This window comes from Novosphingobium sp. MD-1 (genome assembly GCF_001014975.1).
In the GTDB taxonomy this organism is placed as follows: Bacteria; Pseudomonadota; Alphaproteobacteria; order Sphingomonadales; family Sphingomonadaceae; genus Novosphingobium.
Genome location: NZ_BBXA01000030.1, coordinates 111,874 through 128,020, shown reverse-complemented (window position 1 = coordinate 128,020; position 16,147 = coordinate 111,874). Strand labels below are relative to the sequence as shown.

The 16,147-nt window shown below is 66.9% G+C and carries 12 protein-coding genes; 4 read left to right on the top strand and 8 right to left on the bottom strand.

Translation table 11 applies throughout. The annotated features are described in order from the left end of the window. Position 1: 1 nt before the first annotated feature. Positions 2-1,081 (bottom strand): efflux RND transporter periplasmic adaptor subunit, encoded by a 1,080-nt coding sequence (locus NMD1_RS13735; RefSeq protein WP_158453961.1) that lies wholly within the window; start codon positions 1,079-1,081, stop codon positions 2-4. Between the two features lie 133 nt (positions 1,082-1,214). Between NMD1_RS13735 and NMD1_RS13730 the strand changes: the two genes are divergently transcribed. Beyond that, positions 1,215-1,871, top strand: coding sequence for a response regulator transcription factor (locus NMD1_RS13730; RefSeq protein ID WP_125955185.1), 657 nt, complete (start codon positions 1,215-1,217; stop codon positions 1,869-1,871). Then, a complete protein-coding gene (locus tag NMD1_RS13725) occupies positions 1,868-3,247 on the top strand; it encodes a sensor histidine kinase (protein WP_125955184.1) in 1,380 nt (459 codons plus the stop codon). The genes NMD1_RS13730 and NMD1_RS13725 overlap by 4 nt, the downstream gene beginning before the upstream one ends. Here the strand turns inward: NMD1_RS13725 and NMD1_RS13720 are convergent. Beyond that, the gene (locus NMD1_RS13720) at positions 3,219-3,701 is read right to left on the bottom strand and encodes an Lrp/AsnC family transcriptional regulator (RefSeq protein WP_125955183.1); all 483 of its coding nucleotides are present in this window, start codon (positions 3,699-3,701) and stop codon (positions 3,219-3,221) included. The genes NMD1_RS13725 and NMD1_RS13720 overlap by 29 nt on opposite strands. Positions 3,702-3,818: 117 nt before the next feature. On the opposite strand from NMD1_RS13720, the gene putA reads away from it, so the two are divergent. Both putA and NMD1_RS13710 read left to right on the top strand, forming a co-directional pair. Beyond that, positions 3,819-7,337, top strand: coding sequence for a bifunctional proline dehydrogenase/L-glutamate gamma-semialdehyde dehydrogenase PutA (gene putA / locus NMD1_RS13715; RefSeq protein ID WP_125955182.1), 3,519 nt, complete (start codon positions 3,819-3,821; stop codon positions 7,335-7,337). Positions 7,338-7,430: 93 nt separating this feature from the next. Next, complete coding sequence (locus NMD1_RS13710) at positions 7,431-9,596, top strand: penicillin acylase family protein (RefSeq protein WP_125955181.1); 2,166 nt, start codon at positions 7,431-7,433, stop codon at positions 9,594-9,596. Here NMD1_RS13710 and NMD1_RS13705 read toward each other — a convergent pair. The 6 genes from NMD1_RS13705 to NMD1_RS13680 all read right to left on the bottom strand — a co-directional run bounded on the left by NMD1_RS13705 (position 9,593) and on the right by NMD1_RS13680 (position 15,938). Further along, the gene (locus NMD1_RS13705; protein WP_125955180.1) at positions 9,593-10,981 is read right to left on the bottom strand and encodes a PepSY domain-containing protein; all 1,389 of its coding nucleotides are present in this window, start codon (positions 10,979-10,981) and stop codon (positions 9,593-9,595) included. The genes NMD1_RS13710 and NMD1_RS13705 overlap by 4 nt on opposite strands. A gap of 31 nt (positions 10,982-11,012) precedes the next feature. After that, positions 11,013-11,672, bottom strand: coding sequence for an SCO family protein (locus tag NMD1_RS13700; protein ID WP_125955179.1), 660 nt, complete (start codon positions 11,670-11,672; stop codon positions 11,013-11,015). Further along, positions 11,659-11,874 (bottom strand): hypothetical protein, encoded by a 216-nt coding sequence (locus tag NMD1_RS13695; RefSeq protein ID WP_124808825.1) that lies wholly within the window; start codon positions 11,872-11,874, stop codon positions 11,659-11,661. The genes NMD1_RS13700 and NMD1_RS13695 overlap by 14 nt, the downstream gene beginning before the upstream one ends. After that, positions 11,871-12,371 (bottom strand): DUF2244 domain-containing protein, encoded by a 501-nt coding sequence (locus tag NMD1_RS13690; RefSeq protein WP_158453960.1) that lies wholly within the window; start codon positions 12,369-12,371, stop codon positions 11,871-11,873. The genes NMD1_RS13695 and NMD1_RS13690 overlap by 4 nt, the downstream gene beginning before the upstream one ends. 71 nt (positions 12,372-12,442) lie before the next feature. After that, complete coding sequence (locus NMD1_RS13685; RefSeq protein ID WP_125955177.1) at positions 12,443-12,847, bottom strand: hypothetical protein; 405 nt, start codon at positions 12,845-12,847, stop codon at positions 12,443-12,445. 142 nt (positions 12,848-12,989) lie between these two features. Continuing rightward, a complete protein-coding gene (locus NMD1_RS13680) occupies positions 12,990-15,938 on the bottom strand; it encodes a TonB-dependent receptor (RefSeq protein WP_125955176.1) in 2,949 nt (982 codons plus the stop codon). Between the last annotated feature and the right edge of the window lie 209 nt (positions 15,939-16,147).

Here is a 16,147-nt window from a genome sequence, read left to right as displayed (position 1 = left end):
CTTACTGCCCCGCCAGCGACTTGAGTTCGGTCACGCCCGTCGTCGCCACCTGTTCCCCGACCCGGATTCCGCCGGACAGCACCGCCCGCCCGCCGGTTTCGATGGCGACGGCCACCTTGCGCCGCTCGAAGGCATTGCCCTTGCGCACGAAGACGTAATCCTGTCCGTCGATCCGGGTGACTGCGCTGACCGGCACCGCCACGCCGCTGGCGCCGGATGCGCCGCCAATCACCGCGGTGACGCCTTTGCCGGGCACCAGCCCATCGGAGGCCGAAAGGCTGGCCTTCGCCGCAATCGAGCGCGTGACCGGATCGAGCGAGGCGCCGACCGAAAGTATCTTGCCGGTGACGGTGGCGCCGCCCTCCAGCGGCACCTGCACTGCCATGCCCGGCTGCACCTGTCCCGCCATCCGTTCGGGCAATTGCAGGTCCAGCCGCAGCGCCGAGGTGTTTTCGATCACGAAAGGCGCCGCGCCGCCGCCGACGGCTGCGCCGGTTTCGACCGTCGCCGTCGCCACGCGTCCCGCAATGGGCGCGCGCAACGTGACCGTGCCATCGCGCCCCGCGCCGGCCAGCGCCAGCAGGCGCCGGTTCTCGCGCACGCTCGCCTCGCTGCGCTGAAGCCAGGCGCTGGCCTCGTCGGCGCGGACGCCGGCAACGACGCCCTCGCGCGCGAGTTGCGAAAGCCGGCTGGCATTGGCCCGTGTCAGCGCCAGATCGGCTTCGGATCGCGCAAGTTCGGCGCCGAACTGCACCGGCTCCGCCGCGCGCACCACGGCCAGCGCCTGCCCCTTCGCAACCGCCTGTCCCTGGATCACCAGAACCTGTACCGCGGTTCCGGCGAAAGGCGTGGTCACTGCCACGCGCGCTTCGGGCGGCAGATTGACTTGCGCGGGCACCGAACCGATCGGCAGCGCGCCGGCGTCTTCCGCCGGCTTCACCTGGATGCCAAGGCGCTCGATCTGCGCCGCTGTCAGCGCCTGCGCGCCGGCTTTTTCCGTCGCGCTGTCCGTTGCTTCGGGAGCCGGCGCACGACTGGCACTCCACCAGAAAGCACCGCCGGCGAGAACGACGGCAGCCACGCCGCCTGCAAGAATCCGCTTGTCCATATCAGGGGCAATAGCCACGAACCTGACAGGAGCTTGTCAGTTTGGGAGAATACTGACAGCTTTTTCGCGATTGCTCACCGATCGGCGGAGGAGAAGGACAACAACGATGCGGCTGCTGCTGGTCGAGGATGACGAACAACTGGCGCGCCGCCTGTCCGACCGCCTGCGCGGCGCAGGCTTTGCCGTCGATCTCGCGCGCAACCGCGCAGAAGGCGAAGACTGGCCCGACATGGACAAGATGGCGGCGGTGATCCTCGATCTTGGCCTGCCAGACGGCACCGGCATGGACCTGCTGCGCTTCTGGCGTGCGCGCCGCGTCGAATGCCCGATCCTGATCCTGACCGCGCGCGGAAGCTGGCAGGACAAGGTGGAAGGGCTGAACGCCGGCGCCGACGATTTCGTGGTCAAGCCGGTCCGTTTCGAGGAACTGCTAGCCCGGCTGAACGCGCTGTTCCGCCGCCACGCGGGCAAGCACGATCCCTGGCTGGAGGAAGCCGGCATCCGGCTCGATCCGGTCAGCCGCACCGTGCTGCGCGATGGCGAGCCGCTGGTGCTGAGCAAGCAGGAGTTCCGCCTGCTGCAACTGTTCCTGCGCCGCGCCGGGCAGGTGCTGTCGCAGGGCGATATCATCGAGCACCTCTACGATCTCGACAGCCAGCGGGAACTGAACGCGGTGGAAGTGCTGGTTTCGCGCCTGCGCCGCAAGATCGGACGCGACCGCATCACCACGCTGCGCGGGCTGGGCTACAGGTTCGAACGATGACGCATCACGCCCCCCTCCCCGGCCCGCGCGGGCTGCTGAACAGCCTGCGTGCGCGTGTGTTGCTGGCCATCCTCGTGTGGGTCGGCCTCGGTATCGGCGGCATCTGGTTCTCGGCCACGCGCGTCTTCACCAAGCACATCGAGGAACAGTACCACGAGGAACTGGACGTCCACGTCCGGGAGCTGGCCGGCTTGGTGAAGATCGGCCCCGGCGAACACATCGAACTCACCCGCCCGCTGTCCGATCCGCGCTATCTGGTGCCGCTTTCGGGCTTCTACTGGCAAGTCAGCGTGGACCGGGGCATGATCCTGCGCTCCGCCTCGATGACGCGCGGCGCGCTGGACGAGGACGTCGCCCATGGCCCGGTCATCGTCCACCGGCTCGACAACGGGCCGACCGGCCCCGCCATCACCTATGGTCTGATCCGCAAAAGCCCCAGCGGGCGAGACATCCACTTCGTGATCGCCACCGACCAGCGCCTGCTCGACGAAACCATCGCCCGTTTCGCGCGCGAACTGACGCTGTGGCTGCTGGCGCTGGCCGTAGCGCTGGTGGCGACGGGCGTGTTCATCGTGGTGTTCGGCTTCCGCCCGCTCGACCGGCTGGCGCAGGCCACCTCGCGCCTGCGCGCCGGCACCACCGCGCGGCTGGACGGACACTACCCGGTGGAGATCGCGCCGCTGGTGGACGACCTCAACGCCTATATCGCCCACAACACCGCAATCGTCGATCGCGCGCGGGTGCAGGCCGGCAACCTCGCCCACGCGCTGCGCACGCCGCTGGCCGTCATCACCGACGAGGCCGAACGGCTGGCGCAGGATCGCGGCACCTCCGCCCCCGCCGCGGTACTGCTGGAACAGACCCGGCTGATGGCGCAGCAGATCGAATACCAGCTCGCCCGCGCCCGCTCCGCCGCCGGATCGGGCGCGCCCGGCGCGATCAGCCGCTTGTCCGACGTGCTGACGCCGATCCTCTCCGCCATGCGCCGGCTGCACCCGGACAAGCGCTTCGATCTCGTCAACCACGCCGGACCGGAGGCGGCGTGGCCGGTCGATCCGGTGGACCTTTCCGAACTGCTTTCCAACCTCATCGACAACGCGGGCAAGTGGTCCGAAAGCCGGGTGCAACTGGTGATTGGCGAGGACGGCAGCGTCCGCGTGATCGACGATGGCCCCGGCCTTGCCGTCGGCGACATCGCCCGCGCTTTCGAAATTGGCAGCCGCTTCGATCCCGGCAAGCCCGGATCGGGCCTGGGCCTTGCCATCGCGCACGACATCGCGACCGCCTATGGCCTGTCGCTGACGCTGGAAAACCGGCCATCGCCCGCGCACGGCCTTATCGTTCAGCTCAGGGCGCGCGGCCCGACAGATCCTTGACCGCTTCCATCACCACGAACGTGGACGTGTGCGAAACATGCGGCAGGCGGGAAATCTTCTCGCCCAGCACGGCGCGGAACCGGGCGATGTTGGCGGTGCGGACTTTCAGCAGGTAGTCGAAATTGCCCGCGATCATGTGGCATTCCTCCACTTCCGCGATCGCCTTCACCCCGCGGTTAAACTCGGCCAGCGCCTGCTCGCGCGTGTCCGACAGCTTCACTTCGGTAAAGGCGATGTGATCCAGCCCCAGCCGCGCAGGGTCGATCACCGCGCGAAAGCCGGTGATGACGCCGTCATCAACCAGCCGTTTCAGGCGGACCTGGCACGGCGTCTTCGAAAGCCCGACGCGTTCGGCCAGTTCGGTCACCGGCAAGCGCCCCTCGCGCCCGAGCACATCGAGGATGCGCCGATCGAATGGGTCAAGTTGCCTTTCAATATCGCTCCCTTGAGGCATATTGCCCTTTTCCAACCCCATTTTTCTCAATCTTCCTATCTCAAACGCGCCAAATAAGCCAGATTACTTTTACCGCTTCTGATAGGATCGTGGCATCCCGTTCCAGAGGTTCACCCCATGACCACGCGCCCGCCCTTCGCCGATTTCGCTCCCCCCATCCGCGAACAGGATGCGCTGCGCCAGGCGATCACCGCCGCCTATCGGCGGCCCGAGCAGGACTGCATCGCCGCGCTGCTGCCGCAGGCGACGCTGCCAGACGCGGCCCGCGCCGAAGCGTCCGCGCTTGCCCGCCGCCTGGTCGAAGCCTTGCGCGCGCGGCCCAAGGGCAGCGGCGTGGACCAGCTGGTGCAGGAATTCGCGCTCTCCACGCAGGAAGGGGTGGCGCTGATGTGCCTTGCCGAAGCCCTGCTGCGCATTCCCGACGACGCCACGCGTGACGCCCTGATCCGCGACAAGATCGCCGGTGGCCACTGGCGCGCCCACATCGGCGGCAACCGGTCGCTGTTCGTCAACGCCGCCACCTGGGGGCTGGTGGTTACGGGCAAGCTCACCGCCAGCGTCGACGACCGCAACCTCGGCAACGCGCTGACCCGCCTCATCGCCCGCGCCGGCGAACCGATCATCCGGCGCGGCGTCGATCTGGCCATGCGGATGATGGGCGAACAGTTCGTCACCGGTCGCACCATCGAGGAAGCGCTGGAGCGCGCGCGCGAACTGGAGGCGAAAGGCTTCCGCTACAGCTACGACATGCTGGGCGAGGCCGCGATGACGGCGGACGACGCGGCGCGCTATCTGGCCGATTACGAGAACGCGATCCGCGCCATCGGCCGGGCATCGGCCGGGCGCGGCATCGTGGATGGCCCCGGCATCTCGATCAAGCTCTCCGCGCTCCATCCGCGCTATGCCCGCGCGCAGGCGGATCGCGTGATGGCCGAACTCCTGCCCCGGGTAAAAGGCCTGTGCGAACTCGCCAAGCGTTTCGACATCGGCCTCAACATCGACGCCGAGGAAGCCGATCGGCTCGAACTATCGCTCGACCTGCTCGAAAGCCTGGCGCTCGATCCCGATCTTGCCGGCTGGAATGGCCTGGGCTTCGTCGTGCAGGGCTATGGCAAGCGCTGCCCCCATGTGATCGACTGGATCATCGCGCTAGCGCGCCGGTCCGGCCGGCGAATCATGGTGCGGCTGGTCAAGGGCGCCTACTGGGACGCCGAGATCAAACGGGCGCAAGTGGACGGGTTGGCCGATTTCCCGGTCTATACCCGCAAGGTCCAAACCGATGTCGCCTATATCGCCTGCGCGCGCCGCCTGCTGGACGCCCCGGACGCGGTGTTCCCGCAGTTCGCCACGCACAACGCGCATACGCTGGCGACGATCTACGCCATGGCCGGGCCGGACTTCGCCTCCGGGGCTTACGAGTTCCAGTGCCTGCACGGCATGGGCGAACCGCTGTACGAGGAAGTCGTCGGCGCGGACAAGCTGGACCGCCCCTGCCGCATCTATGCCCCGGTGGGCACGCATGAGACGCTGCTGGCCTACCTTGTCCGGCGCCTGCTCGAAAACGGCGCAAACTCCTCGTTCGTCAACCGCATCGCCAACGAGGCCGTGCCGGTGGAGGAGATCATCGCCGATCCGGTGGAGCAGGTCCGCGCCATGCCGATTCCCGGCGCGCCGCACCCGAACATCGCGCTGCCCGGCGCGCTCTATCCCGGCCGGCGCAACAGCCGGGGCGTGGATCTGTCCAGCGAGGCCGTGCTGGCCGATCTAGCCGAACGTTTCGCCGCCGCCAGCCGCGAGCCGGTCCGCGCCGCACCCTCCCCGCGTCTCGCCGCACTTCCGGCGCGGCCGGTACGCAATCCCGCCGAGCACGATGACACCGTCGGCACCGTGGCGGATGTGACCGCCGAAGCCGCGCGCGAAGCGGTCCGCATCGCCGCCGGCGCGGCCGCCACCTGGGCTTCCACGCCGATCAACGCGCGCGCGACGTGTCTGGAGCGTGGGGCCGATGCGCTGGAAGCGGCGATGCCCGATCTGCTCGCCCTGATCGTGCGCGAAGCGGGCAAGTCCGTGCCCAACGCCGTGGCCGAAGTACGCGAGGCTGTCGATTTCCTGCGCTACTACGCGGTCCGCGCGCGCAGCGACCTTGCCGGCAGCACGCCGCTGGGGCCGGTCGTGTGCATCAGCCCGTGGAACTTCCCCCTGGCGATCTTCACCGGGCAGGTCGCCGCCGCGCTCGTCGCCGGCAATCCCGTGCTGGCCAAACCCGCCGAGGAAACCCCGCTGATCGCGGCCGAAGCCGTGCGCCTGCTGCACGCCGCGGGCGTGCCGGCCGACGTGCTCCAGTTCGTGCCCGGCGATGGCGCGATCGGTGCGGCGCTGGTCGGCGCGCCGGAGACGGCGGGGGTGATGTTCACCGGCTCCACCGACGTCGGCCGCCTGATCCAGAAGCAGCTTTCCACCCGCCTTTCCGCCACTGGCCGCCCTATCCCGCTGATCGCGGAGACCGGCGGACAGAATGCGATGATCGTCGATTCCTCGGCGCTGGCCGAACAGGTCGTGGCCGATGTCATCGCCTCGGCCTTCGACAGCGCGGGGCAGCGCTGCTCCGCGCTGCGCGTGCTGTGCCTGCAGGAAGACGTGGCCGACCGGGTGCTCACCATGCTCAAGGGCGCGCTGGCGGAACTGCGCATCGGCCGCACCGACCGGCTGGCGGCGGACATCGGCCCGGTCATCACCGCCGAGGCGCAGGCGCGGATCGAGGCGCACGTCGACGCGATGCGCGCGCGGGGGCGCAAGATCGAGCGCCTGCCGCTGCCCGACGGAACCGGGGCCGGCACGTTCGTCGCGCCGACGATCATCGAACTCGAGGCCCTGTCCGATCTGGAACAGGAAGTCTTCGGCCCGGTGCTGCACGTGATCCGTTATCGCCGGCAGGACATCGACGCGCTGGTCGATGCGATCAACGCCTGGGGCTTTGGACTGACCTTCGGCCTCCACACCCGGCTCGACGATACGATCGCGCGCGTCACCAGCCGCATCCATGTCGGCAATATCTACGTCAACCGCAACGTGATCGGCGCGGTGGTGGGGGTGCAGCCCTTCGGCGGACACGGGCTTTCGGGCACCGGACCGAAGGCGGGCGGACCGCTCTATCTCCAGCGCCTTGTCCAGCCGCGCCCCGCGCTGCCGTTCCCGGTGGATGCGGAGGTCGTGCTGCCCGGCCCGGTGGGCGAACACAACCTCTACCGCACCGGCCCCGCCGGGCGCGTGATCCTGTTCGCGCAGGACGGCGCCGCACTGGCCGCACAGATCGAGGACGCGACCACGCACGGCAACGCCGCCGTCATTGCCGATCCTGCCCTGCTGCCGTCCCTGCCCGCCGCGCTGGCAGAGCGGGTGCTGGCACCGACGGACTGGCGGCAGGCAGGGCCGTTCGCCCGCGCGCTGGTCCACGGAGACGGCGCCTTCATCGCAGCCGTGCAAAAGGCGCTTGCCACGCTGCCCGGCCCGATCGTCACCGCCGAAGCGCCGTGCGCCGCCGGCGGCTATGCACCGGCGATGCTGGTGGGCGAACAGTCCGTGTCGATCAACACCACCGCGGCCGGAGGAAACGCCAGTTTGATGACGCTGGCCTGATGGCGCTGGCCTGACCGGAATCCACGCTTGGCGTATGGCCCGGCGCGTGCGACGAAGCCATCCGGCTTCACGGCACCAAAGGGACAAGACAAGATGCGGCACTCCATCGGCCGGGCGTATTTCGGTTCTGCGGCGGCACTGGCCCTGTTCGGCGCATGGTCACCGCAGGCCCGCGCCGCCGATGCGCCGCGCAACGTGGTGATCCAACGCGACGACTGGGGCATCGCCCACATCACCGGCCAGACCGACCCCGATGCCGTCTATGGCATGATCTATGCGCAGGCCGAGGACGACTTCAACCGGATCGAGGTCAACTACCTCACCAACCTGGGCCGGCTGGCCGAGGCCGAGGGCGAAGGCGCGCTGTGGTCGGACCTGCGCCAGCGCCTGTTCATCGACCCCGAGGTGCTCAAGGCCGATTACGCCGCCAGTTCGCCATGGCTGAAGGCGCTGATGGACGCCTGGGCCGCCGGGCTCAATGCCTTCCTGGCCGATCACCCGGACGTGAAGCCGCGCGTGCTCAGTCGGTTCGAACCGTGGATGGCGCTCAGTTTCACCGAAGGCAGCATCGGCGGCGATATCGAAAGCGTACCGCTGAGCCAGTTGCAGGCGTTCTACGAAAAGCGCGCCATCGCCATGACCGCGCTGGAACGCGGCACGCAGTTCCGCGAGCCGCAGGGTTCCAACGGCATGGTGATCGCGCCGTCGCACACGCAGGACGGGCACGCGCTGCTGCTGATCAATCCGCACACCAGCTTCTTCTTCCGCTCCGAACAGCAGGTGACGAGCGGCGAAGGCCTGAACGTCTATGGCGCGTCCACCTGGGGGCAGTTCTTCATCTACCAGGGGTTCAACCAGCACGCCGGATGGATGCATACCTCCAGCGGTATCGACAACGTGGACGAGTTCGCCGAAACGATCGCTCCTTCGCCCGATGGCGATCTCTATTACCGCTACGGCGGCGCCTTGCGCAAAGTGACGGTGAAGCCGGTCACGCTCGCCTACCGCAAACCCGATGGCGCCATGGCCACGCGCACCTTCACCACTTATGCCACGCACCATGGCCCGATCGTGCGCGAGGCGGACGGCAAGTGGATCGCCTTCGCGCTGATGAACAAGCCCGTGCCTGCGCTGGAACAGAGCTTCCTGCGCACCAAGGCGCGCGATCTGGCGGGCTTCCTGCAAGTGGCCGAGCGCAAGGCCAATTCCTCCAACAACACGCTGTTCGCCGACGACAAGGGCGAGATCGCCTATCTCCACCCGCAGTTCGTGCCGGTGCGCGACGACCGCTTCGATTACCGCAAGCCGGTCGACGGCAGCGATCCGGCCACCGACTGGAAGGGGCTGCACGCGCTGTCCGATCTGCCGCAAGTGGTGAACCCGAAGAACGGCTGGGCGTTCAACGTCAACAACTGGCCGTGGACCGCTGCCGGGGCGGACAGCCCGAAGGCGAAGGCCTTTCCCCGCTACATGGATCAGGTGGGCGAGAACCCGCGCGGCGCCCATGCCGAAAAGGTGCTGTCGGCCCGCACCGATTTCACGCCCGATCGCCTGATCGCCGCCGCCTACGATCCGTGGCTGCCCGCCTTCACGCGCCTGCTGCCCGGCCTGATCGCCGCGCACGACAAGGCTCCCGATCCGGCGCGCGCGGAACCGGTGGCGCTGCTGCGCGGCTGGGACCAGCGCTGGGCGCTCGATTCCACGGCGACCAGCCTTGCCGTGTTCTGGGGCGAAGCGCTCTGGGCCAAGGGCGCGGACGAGGCCAAGCGTTCGGGCATCACGGTGTGGGACTGGATGGCCGATCACGCCACCGATGCGCAGCGCCTTGCCGCGCTGGACGAAGCGACCGCCCGGCTCAAGGCCGATTTCGGCGACTGGCGCGTGCCCTGGGGCCAAATCAACCGCTACCAGCGCAACGACGGCGCGATCCGCCAGACGTTCGATGACGCGAAGCCCAGCACGCCCGTGCCTTTCACGTCGGCGCAATGGGGCTCGCTCGCCGCGTTCGGCGCGCAGCGCTATCCCGGCACGAAGCGCTATTACGGCACACGCGGCAACAGCTTCGTCGCCGTGGTGGAATTCGGCACGCGCGTAAAGGCCAGGGCCGTCAGCACCGGGGGCGAAAGCGGCCACCCCGCCTCCCCTCACTTCGCCGATCAGGTGAGCCGCTACGTTTCGGGCGAGTTGCGGCCGGTGTACTTCTATCCGGAAGACCTGGCCGGCCACGTTACGTCAAAGGAGGAACTGGTGCGGCGTTAAACCGTCCGCGCCAGACCCAGCCAGCGCGCGGCGGGCGCGATCCGCACCAGCACCAGCCGCTCGATCACCAGCATGGCCGCCATCGACAGCGCCAGCAGCGGCAGGAAGGCGGCCAGCATCAGCGCGATCGCGGCCATGCCCCGCTTGCGCGCGGGCACCGCCGGCAGAGGCGGGGCGCCCAGCACGCCACCGGGCTTGCGCCGCCACCACAGCACGAAGCCGCTGACCGCAAGCGTCACCAGCATCAGCGCGGTCATCACCCCGATCAACTGGTTTACCCAGCCGAACAGCGCGCCTTCGTGCCAGGAAATGCCATAGCCCACGACGCGATCGATCGGGTGCTTGTCGGCAAAGGTCTCGTGCGAACGCTGCGCGCCGGTGCGCGCATCGAACGTGTAGGTTTCACCGAGCAAACGGTTCTGCGTGTCCGCCTTCACGATCCACGCCGATGAGGGCTTGGCGCCGAACGCCCCCGGCGCGCCCGGTGGCATCACGATCACCGGCCAGGCCATGTGACGCGATCGGGCTTCCGCCACGATCTCGGTCAGCGAAACCGGCGTCGGCCCGCCGGCATGATCGTGCGCCATGCCCGGCATGGCGTGCATGGACCCGGCCGCCGCCATCATCGCGGCATGATCGTGCCCGGCGTGATCATCGGCATCGGCGGCGCGCCCGCCGATCGTCCAGTCCTGCTTGCCCTTGACCCAGCCCATCTCGGCGCGCACCGCCTTGAACGCGCTGCCCCAGACCGAAGCCCACGGCAGCCCGGTTACCAGCAGCACCAGCGCCAGACCCGAAACCCAGAACCCCGTCACCGCATGAAGATCGCGCCAGAAGGCTTGCGGCCCGCGTGTAAGGCGCGGGTAGATCACGCCCGCCGCCCCCCGTCCACGCGGCCACCACAGGTAAAGCCCGGTCAGGATCATCACGATGCCCCAGCTCGCCGCCAGCTCGACGATCCAGCTTCCACGCTTGCCCAGCAGCAGCTGCCCGTGCACCGCGCGATCGATCGCGATGATCCGCTTGTCCGGGTCAAGGCTGCCCAGCACCTTGCCTTGCGGGGAAACGAACACGTCGCGCATCCCTTTCCCTCCCGGCAGGGCGATATGGACCAGCGCGGCATCGCCTTCGCGTTCGGGCAGGCGATAGGAATGAAGCCGCGCGCCCGGGAAGGCGGACAGCGCGGCTTCACCCTGCGCGTCGGGCGAAACGGTTTCCGCAACAGGCAGGGAGCGGAAAGCCCGTTCTTCCCACCGCTCGATCTGCGGCTTGAACAGATAGAGCGATCCCGACAGCGCAAGCACCAGGACCATCGGCACCACGAACAGGCCGGCATAGAAATGCCAGCGCCAGATCGTGCGGTAGAGAGCGAAACTCTGAATCATGGGAGAAATCCGTGGAGGTTGGCGGTCCGGATCAGCTTCGTTCTACCAGCCGCTTGAGCTTGGCCAGCGATTCCGCTTCGGGTTCCTGGAAGTTGATCGTGTCGGCAAACCGGCCTGCGGCATCCATCAGGTAGATCGCGGCGGTATGGTCGATCGTGTAATCGCCACCCGGCTGCGGCACCTTCTGGACATAGACGCCATAGGCCTTCTCGATCGCGGCCAGTTGCGCGTCGGTTCCGGTCAGGCCGTGGATCGGCGTGCCGAACATCGCGGCATAGCGGCCCACGTCCGCCGGCGTGTCATGCCCGGGATCGACTGAAACGAACACGATCTCGAACCGGCCGCCGTCCGCGCCCAGTTGCTTGCGCAACCGGGCCATCCGCGCCAGGCTGGTCGGGCAGACATCCGGGCAGCGGGTGAACCCGAAAAAGATGGCAAAGGGTTTGCCCGCCAGCTTGGTGCTGGGAAAGGGCGATCCGTCAGGCGCGATCAGCGTGAACGGGCCGCCGATGTCCGCCCCCTGTCCGCCAACATCCTGTCCTCCCGCGTTCTCCGGCTGTCCTCCCTTGCCGCCGCCGAACGCCACCAGCGCCAGACCCAGCAGGCCGATTGACACCAGCAGGACCACCAGCCAGCGCAGGCTTCGGTCGCCGGCTGGCGGAGCGGCATCGTCAGGATCAGGAACGGTCATGCGCTGTTTTCCGGCTGCAATCGGACGAAACGCAGACAGCGCCCGCGTCGTCCAGCGCCGATGCCATGCCCGGCAGCAGCAGCCCCGGCACAGCGGCCAGCCCACGCGCCGCGAAGCACAGGGCCACGGCGGCCCATGTCCGGCGGCGAATCCGACGCAGGTGCGCGGCGCGCGCGGGCGAGAGCGTGAAAAGGCCGCTCACGGCCTGCTCTGCGTTGCCGCGCCCAGCGCAGCCGCGATGACAGGCGCCACCGCGCGCCGTTCGTCGAGGCTCAGGCAGCGGCCGATCTCGACCACATCGGCCGCGGTCCGCACCAGCAGGCGCAGGGCCGACGGCGTTGGCGCTTCGACCCGGAACGAAAGCCACGGGCCTTCGCATTCCGTCACCCGGCCATGGCTGTCGGCATGGCGCAGGCGACCGGGGCCGACTTCCAGCGTTTCCGCCGGCGCCGCCTGCTTCTGGTGCCGCTCCAGCGCGAACGTCAGCGCGGTGACAGCGGCCAGCGAGAAGGCCGGAACCAGCCAATACCCATGGACAACGGGCACGATCGACAGGATCAGCAACAGGAACGCCAGCGCGGCAAAGGCGGAGCGCGCCTCATGGGAGAGCGCCGAGCGATTTTCGCGCATGCGGACGACGATTGCGCCGTTATCGCACACGCCAGACCGTCCACGCGGACGGTCGAGTATTTCATACATCAGGGGTACTCCGGCATGCCGGGGGCGCATCATCCGCGCCGCCCGGCCGATCCGACAGGATGATCAGGCTGTCAGGCGCGGACCGGAGGGCCGCAGGGCGGCGGCAAGACGTGGCGCGCACGCGCAAGGCGCGCCAACGGCGCGGGGGCGAACCCCAGCGCGAGCACGAACAGGATCGCCAGCGCGATCTGGATAGGGTCCGCCCCGCCCAGCGCCGCGAAGGCATGTCCGGCGAACGGGCAGACATCGTGCGATGGCGAATTGCCATCCTTCTGGCCGGAAGCCGGCAGGGAAACCTGACGAGCGAGATGATCGCCCGAAGCATCGGCACAGACGAGGAGAGTCAGGATTTTCTGCCCCTGCGCCGGCCCCACCATGTAGCCAGCGGGCAACAGCGCCTTCATCAGCAGCGCGAACGCGACAATGACCGCCGCCACACGGCGATGTTCGATCAAGAAGGCGCGCAGTTCCCCCATCACCCGCTCGCTTACCGCGCCCCGCCCGTCCTGTCACGCCCCAAGCCGACGGGCAGGAGCCAGGACAAATTGTCCCACCCAAAGGAAAAGGCGCCGGGAGCATGCCTCCCGACGCCTTCCACCTTTCCGCTTTCCTCCCCGATCAGAAGCGGAAACCGGCCGCCACGCCATAACGGCGCGGTTCAAGCGTGAAGATGTTGGTGAAGTTCCCCGAGGACTGGTCCGTCACGTACAGACCCGTGATCGGGTTCGAGTTGCCCAGATTCTGGACGAAGCCGCGAATGAACCAGCGGCGATCCGGACCATCGATCTGCACCTGCGCGTTGATCTGGGTGTAGCTCGGGATCCGGTTGACGGCACCGTTGAAGATGTTGCCGGTCGAGGTGCCCGTCAGCACGATGTCGAAACGCGGCGTAATCGAAAGACGGCCGGCCGGAATCTCGTACTGCACGCCCGCCGCAACCTTGTAGTCCGGCGCACCGGGCAGCTTGTTGCCCTTGATGTTGACCGGAATACCCGAGGTATAGACGGTGATGCCCTTCGGATCGAACGCGGCACCGTTGGTTGCAGCAACCGCCTGCAACGCCGCGCAGATGCTGTAGGCACCGGTCGAGGCGATGCCGCTGCCCGCGCCGAACGAGGTCGTTGGCCGCAAGCCGGCACCCGCTGCAACGCCGGGAATGCTGCCCGCGTTGATAAGGGTGTTGACCGTGTTGACGAAGGCGTTGACCCCGGCGGTATTCCCGGCGGTGTTGGCCCCGACGGCGCAGTTCGCCGCGTTGGTGATGTCCTTGATGATGACCGCATCGGAACGGCCGCCGCCAAAGTCACGCGGGTTGGCAAGGTATTTGTCTTCCGAAACCTTCGTATTGAGATAGCTGGCGGAGATGTTCACCGACAGCCCCGGCGTCGGCCGCAGGATCGCTTCGGCTTCCAGGCCCCAGATATTCGCGCTCACGTTATCGTTGACCGACGTGCGGGCGACGATGCGCGAAAGCTGCAGATCCTTGTACTTGTAGTAGAAGCCGGTGAGGTTCAGCGTCAGCTTGCCGAACTGGTTCTTCGATCCGATTTCGAAGGCGTTGACGAATTCCGGAGAAAACGTTTCCGGCACCGCGAAGATCGGCGACAGCGGCGGATTGATGCCGCCCGACTTGTAGCCGCGCGAATAGGACAGATAGATCAGGTTGTCCGGCGTGATCTGGAAGTCCAGAACCGCGCGCCCGGTCAGTTCGTTGAACTTGGCATTGCGAACCTGGAAGGGCTGGTTGCCCGGCAGATTGGCGTCCGCGTCATACGACCCGAAATAGGGCGACGTGTAAGCGTTGGTCGAACCGTTCGGCACGAGCCAGTTGAACACCGTCGTGCGGGCGATGATGTCCTTCTGATCGTGGTTGTAGCGCAGGCCGAGCGTCAGTTTGATGCGGTCATCGAACTTGTAGTACGCTTCGCCGAAGATGCCGTAGCTCGAAACCTTCAGGTAGTCCGAATTGTTCCGGTAGAACGGCGTCGCCAGATAGGCGGGTGGCAGGGCCGAACCCAGCGCCGTGAACGCACCGCCCACGCCGGCGAAATAGTCAAGCCCGAACGAGTTCACGTAATAGCTGTTTTCGGACATCGTCAGCTTGCTGTAGATGCCGCCCAGCAGGAAGTTGAACTTGCCGTCCCACTTCGAGCTGAGGATCGCTTCCGCCGACCAGCTCTTGTTGTACTGGACCGAACGGTCGAAGTCCTGCGGCGACATGGCGCAGGATTTGTGCCCGCCATAAACGCCCGTGCCCGTCTCTTCCGGCAAAGAGGTGCAGATGACTCCGGTCGGGCCATTCGGCATCAGCGCATCGGCCACCGGCTTGAGATAGGTGGCAAGGCCCGCTCCCAGCGCGCCCGAAGCAGCCGCCGCCAACGTGTTCAGCGTCGGCTGGATCAGCGCGCGGCTCTGGATCGAGTTCGTGTAGTCCTGGCTCGAGTCAACCCGGACGCTTTCGAAGTTCCCGGTCAGTTTCAGGCTCAGACCCTTGCCAAGATCCTGATCCAGAGAGCCCACGACGATCCATTCGTCGGTAAAGTAGTTCGGCTCGGTATCCGTGTTGATTACGCGCGGATCGGCCGGATTGACCACGCCCGAATAGCTATCGGGGCCATAGAGATCGCCCAGCGCGAAATTCGGCATCCCTGGTTGGCCTGCGGGCAGTCCACGAATTGCAAAGAACTGCTTTGATGTCAGGATCGAAGCCAGCGTGCTGTTCCCGTTGGTGACGCCATAGCCCTGCGTGCCGTTAAGGCAGCCGATGATTCCGGTCGGATCGCGCTGGCAAAGCTGCTTCTGGATGCGCATGCGATGGTCTTTTTCGCGGAAATACTGCGCCATCAGGTCAATCGTCGTGCCGGACGTCGGTTCCCAGCGCACCGATGCGCGCAGGCCATACATATTGCGGTCGTCGTAATGCTTGCCGTTGGCGAGATTCAGCGTGTAGCCGTCGCGGTTGAGGTAGAACCCGGCAAGGCGGACGCCGAGCGTATCCGTCAGGGGCGCATTCAGCATCCCCTTCACCTTGATCGAGTTGTAGTTGCCGTATTCCGCTTCGCCCGACGCGCCGAACTTGCTGAGATCGGGCTTGGCTGTGATCAGATCGACCACGCCCGAGGTGGCGTTGCGACCGAACAGCGTGCCTTGCGGGCCGCGCAGAACCTGGATCTGCGCAAGATCGTAGAATTCGCCTTCGAAGAGACGGGTCTGGAAAAGCGGCGAGTCATTGAGGTGGATGGCGGTGGCCTGGTCGCACGTCACGCCCACGCAAAGGTCGCCGATGCCGCGGATCGTAAAGCTGGACGACGTGAAGTTCGTCTTGGTGAAGGTGATGTTGGGCAGCGACAATTGCAGATCGCTGGTGTTCTTGATCTGCTGCTTGTCCAGCGCCTCTGGCGTAAACGCGCTCACCGCGATCGGAACGTCCTGCAGGCGTTCCGACTGACGCTGCGCTGTGACGATGATTTCTTCGGTATCTGCCGATCCACCAGCAGACTGTGCGAAGGCGGGAGTTGCAACTGCCGACGCGCATACGCCAACAAGCAGGGAAAGCTTGCCCCTCATAGCTCAGACCTCTCTCTCCAGCGGTGCCCCTCGTTGATGTGGGCTACCCCGGAACACAGGACATAACGAGCGGGATTCCTTGTCAATGGCCAATTCGCATTCGCGCCTTGCCGTAGCGGCAACCCATTCAGCGCGTGATTTTAATGACACAGTTAACTGAAATTTTCGCGATATTACGATGTCACATTCCCCGCTTGCACTACACACTG

Bases quoted from the DNA above. Each gene is read 5' to 3' on its own strand.
- NMD1_RS13685 (WP_125955177.1), bottom strand. From the start codon at position 12,847: ATGGGGGAACTGCGCGCCTTCTTGATCGAACATCGCCGTGTGGCGGCG.
- NMD1_RS13705 (WP_125955180.1), bottom strand. From the start codon at position 10,981: ATGATTCAGAGTTTCGCTCTCTACCGCACGATCTGGCGCTGGCATTTC.
- NMD1_RS13720 (WP_125955183.1), bottom strand. From the start codon at position 3,701: ATGCCTCAAGGGAGCGATATTGAAAGGCAACTTGACCCATTCGATCGG.
- NMD1_RS13690 (WP_158453960.1), bottom strand. From the start codon at position 12,371: ATGTATGAAATACTCGACCGTCCGCGTGGACGGTCTGGCGTGTGCGAT.
- NMD1_RS13725 (WP_125955184.1), top strand. From the start codon at position 1,868: ATGACGCATCACGCCCCCCTCCCCGGCCCGCGCGGGCTGCTGAACAGC.
- NMD1_RS13730 (WP_125955185.1), top strand. From the start codon at position 1,215: ATGCGGCTGCTGCTGGTCGAGGATGACGAACAACTGGCGCGCCGCCTG.
- NMD1_RS13710 (WP_125955181.1), top strand. From the start codon at position 7,431: ATGCGGCACTCCATCGGCCGGGCGTATTTCGGTTCTGCGGCGGCACTG.
- NMD1_RS13680 (WP_125955176.1), bottom strand. From the start codon at position 15,938: ATGAGGGGCAAGCTTTCCCTGCTTGTTGGCGTATGCGCGTCGGCAGTT.
- putA (WP_125955182.1), top strand. From the start codon at position 3,819: ATGACCACGCGCCCGCCCTTCGCCGATTTCGCTCCCCCCATCCGCGAA.
- NMD1_RS13700 (WP_125955179.1), bottom strand. From the start codon at position 11,672: ATGACCGTTCCTGATCCTGACGATGCCGCTCCGCCAGCCGGCGACCGA.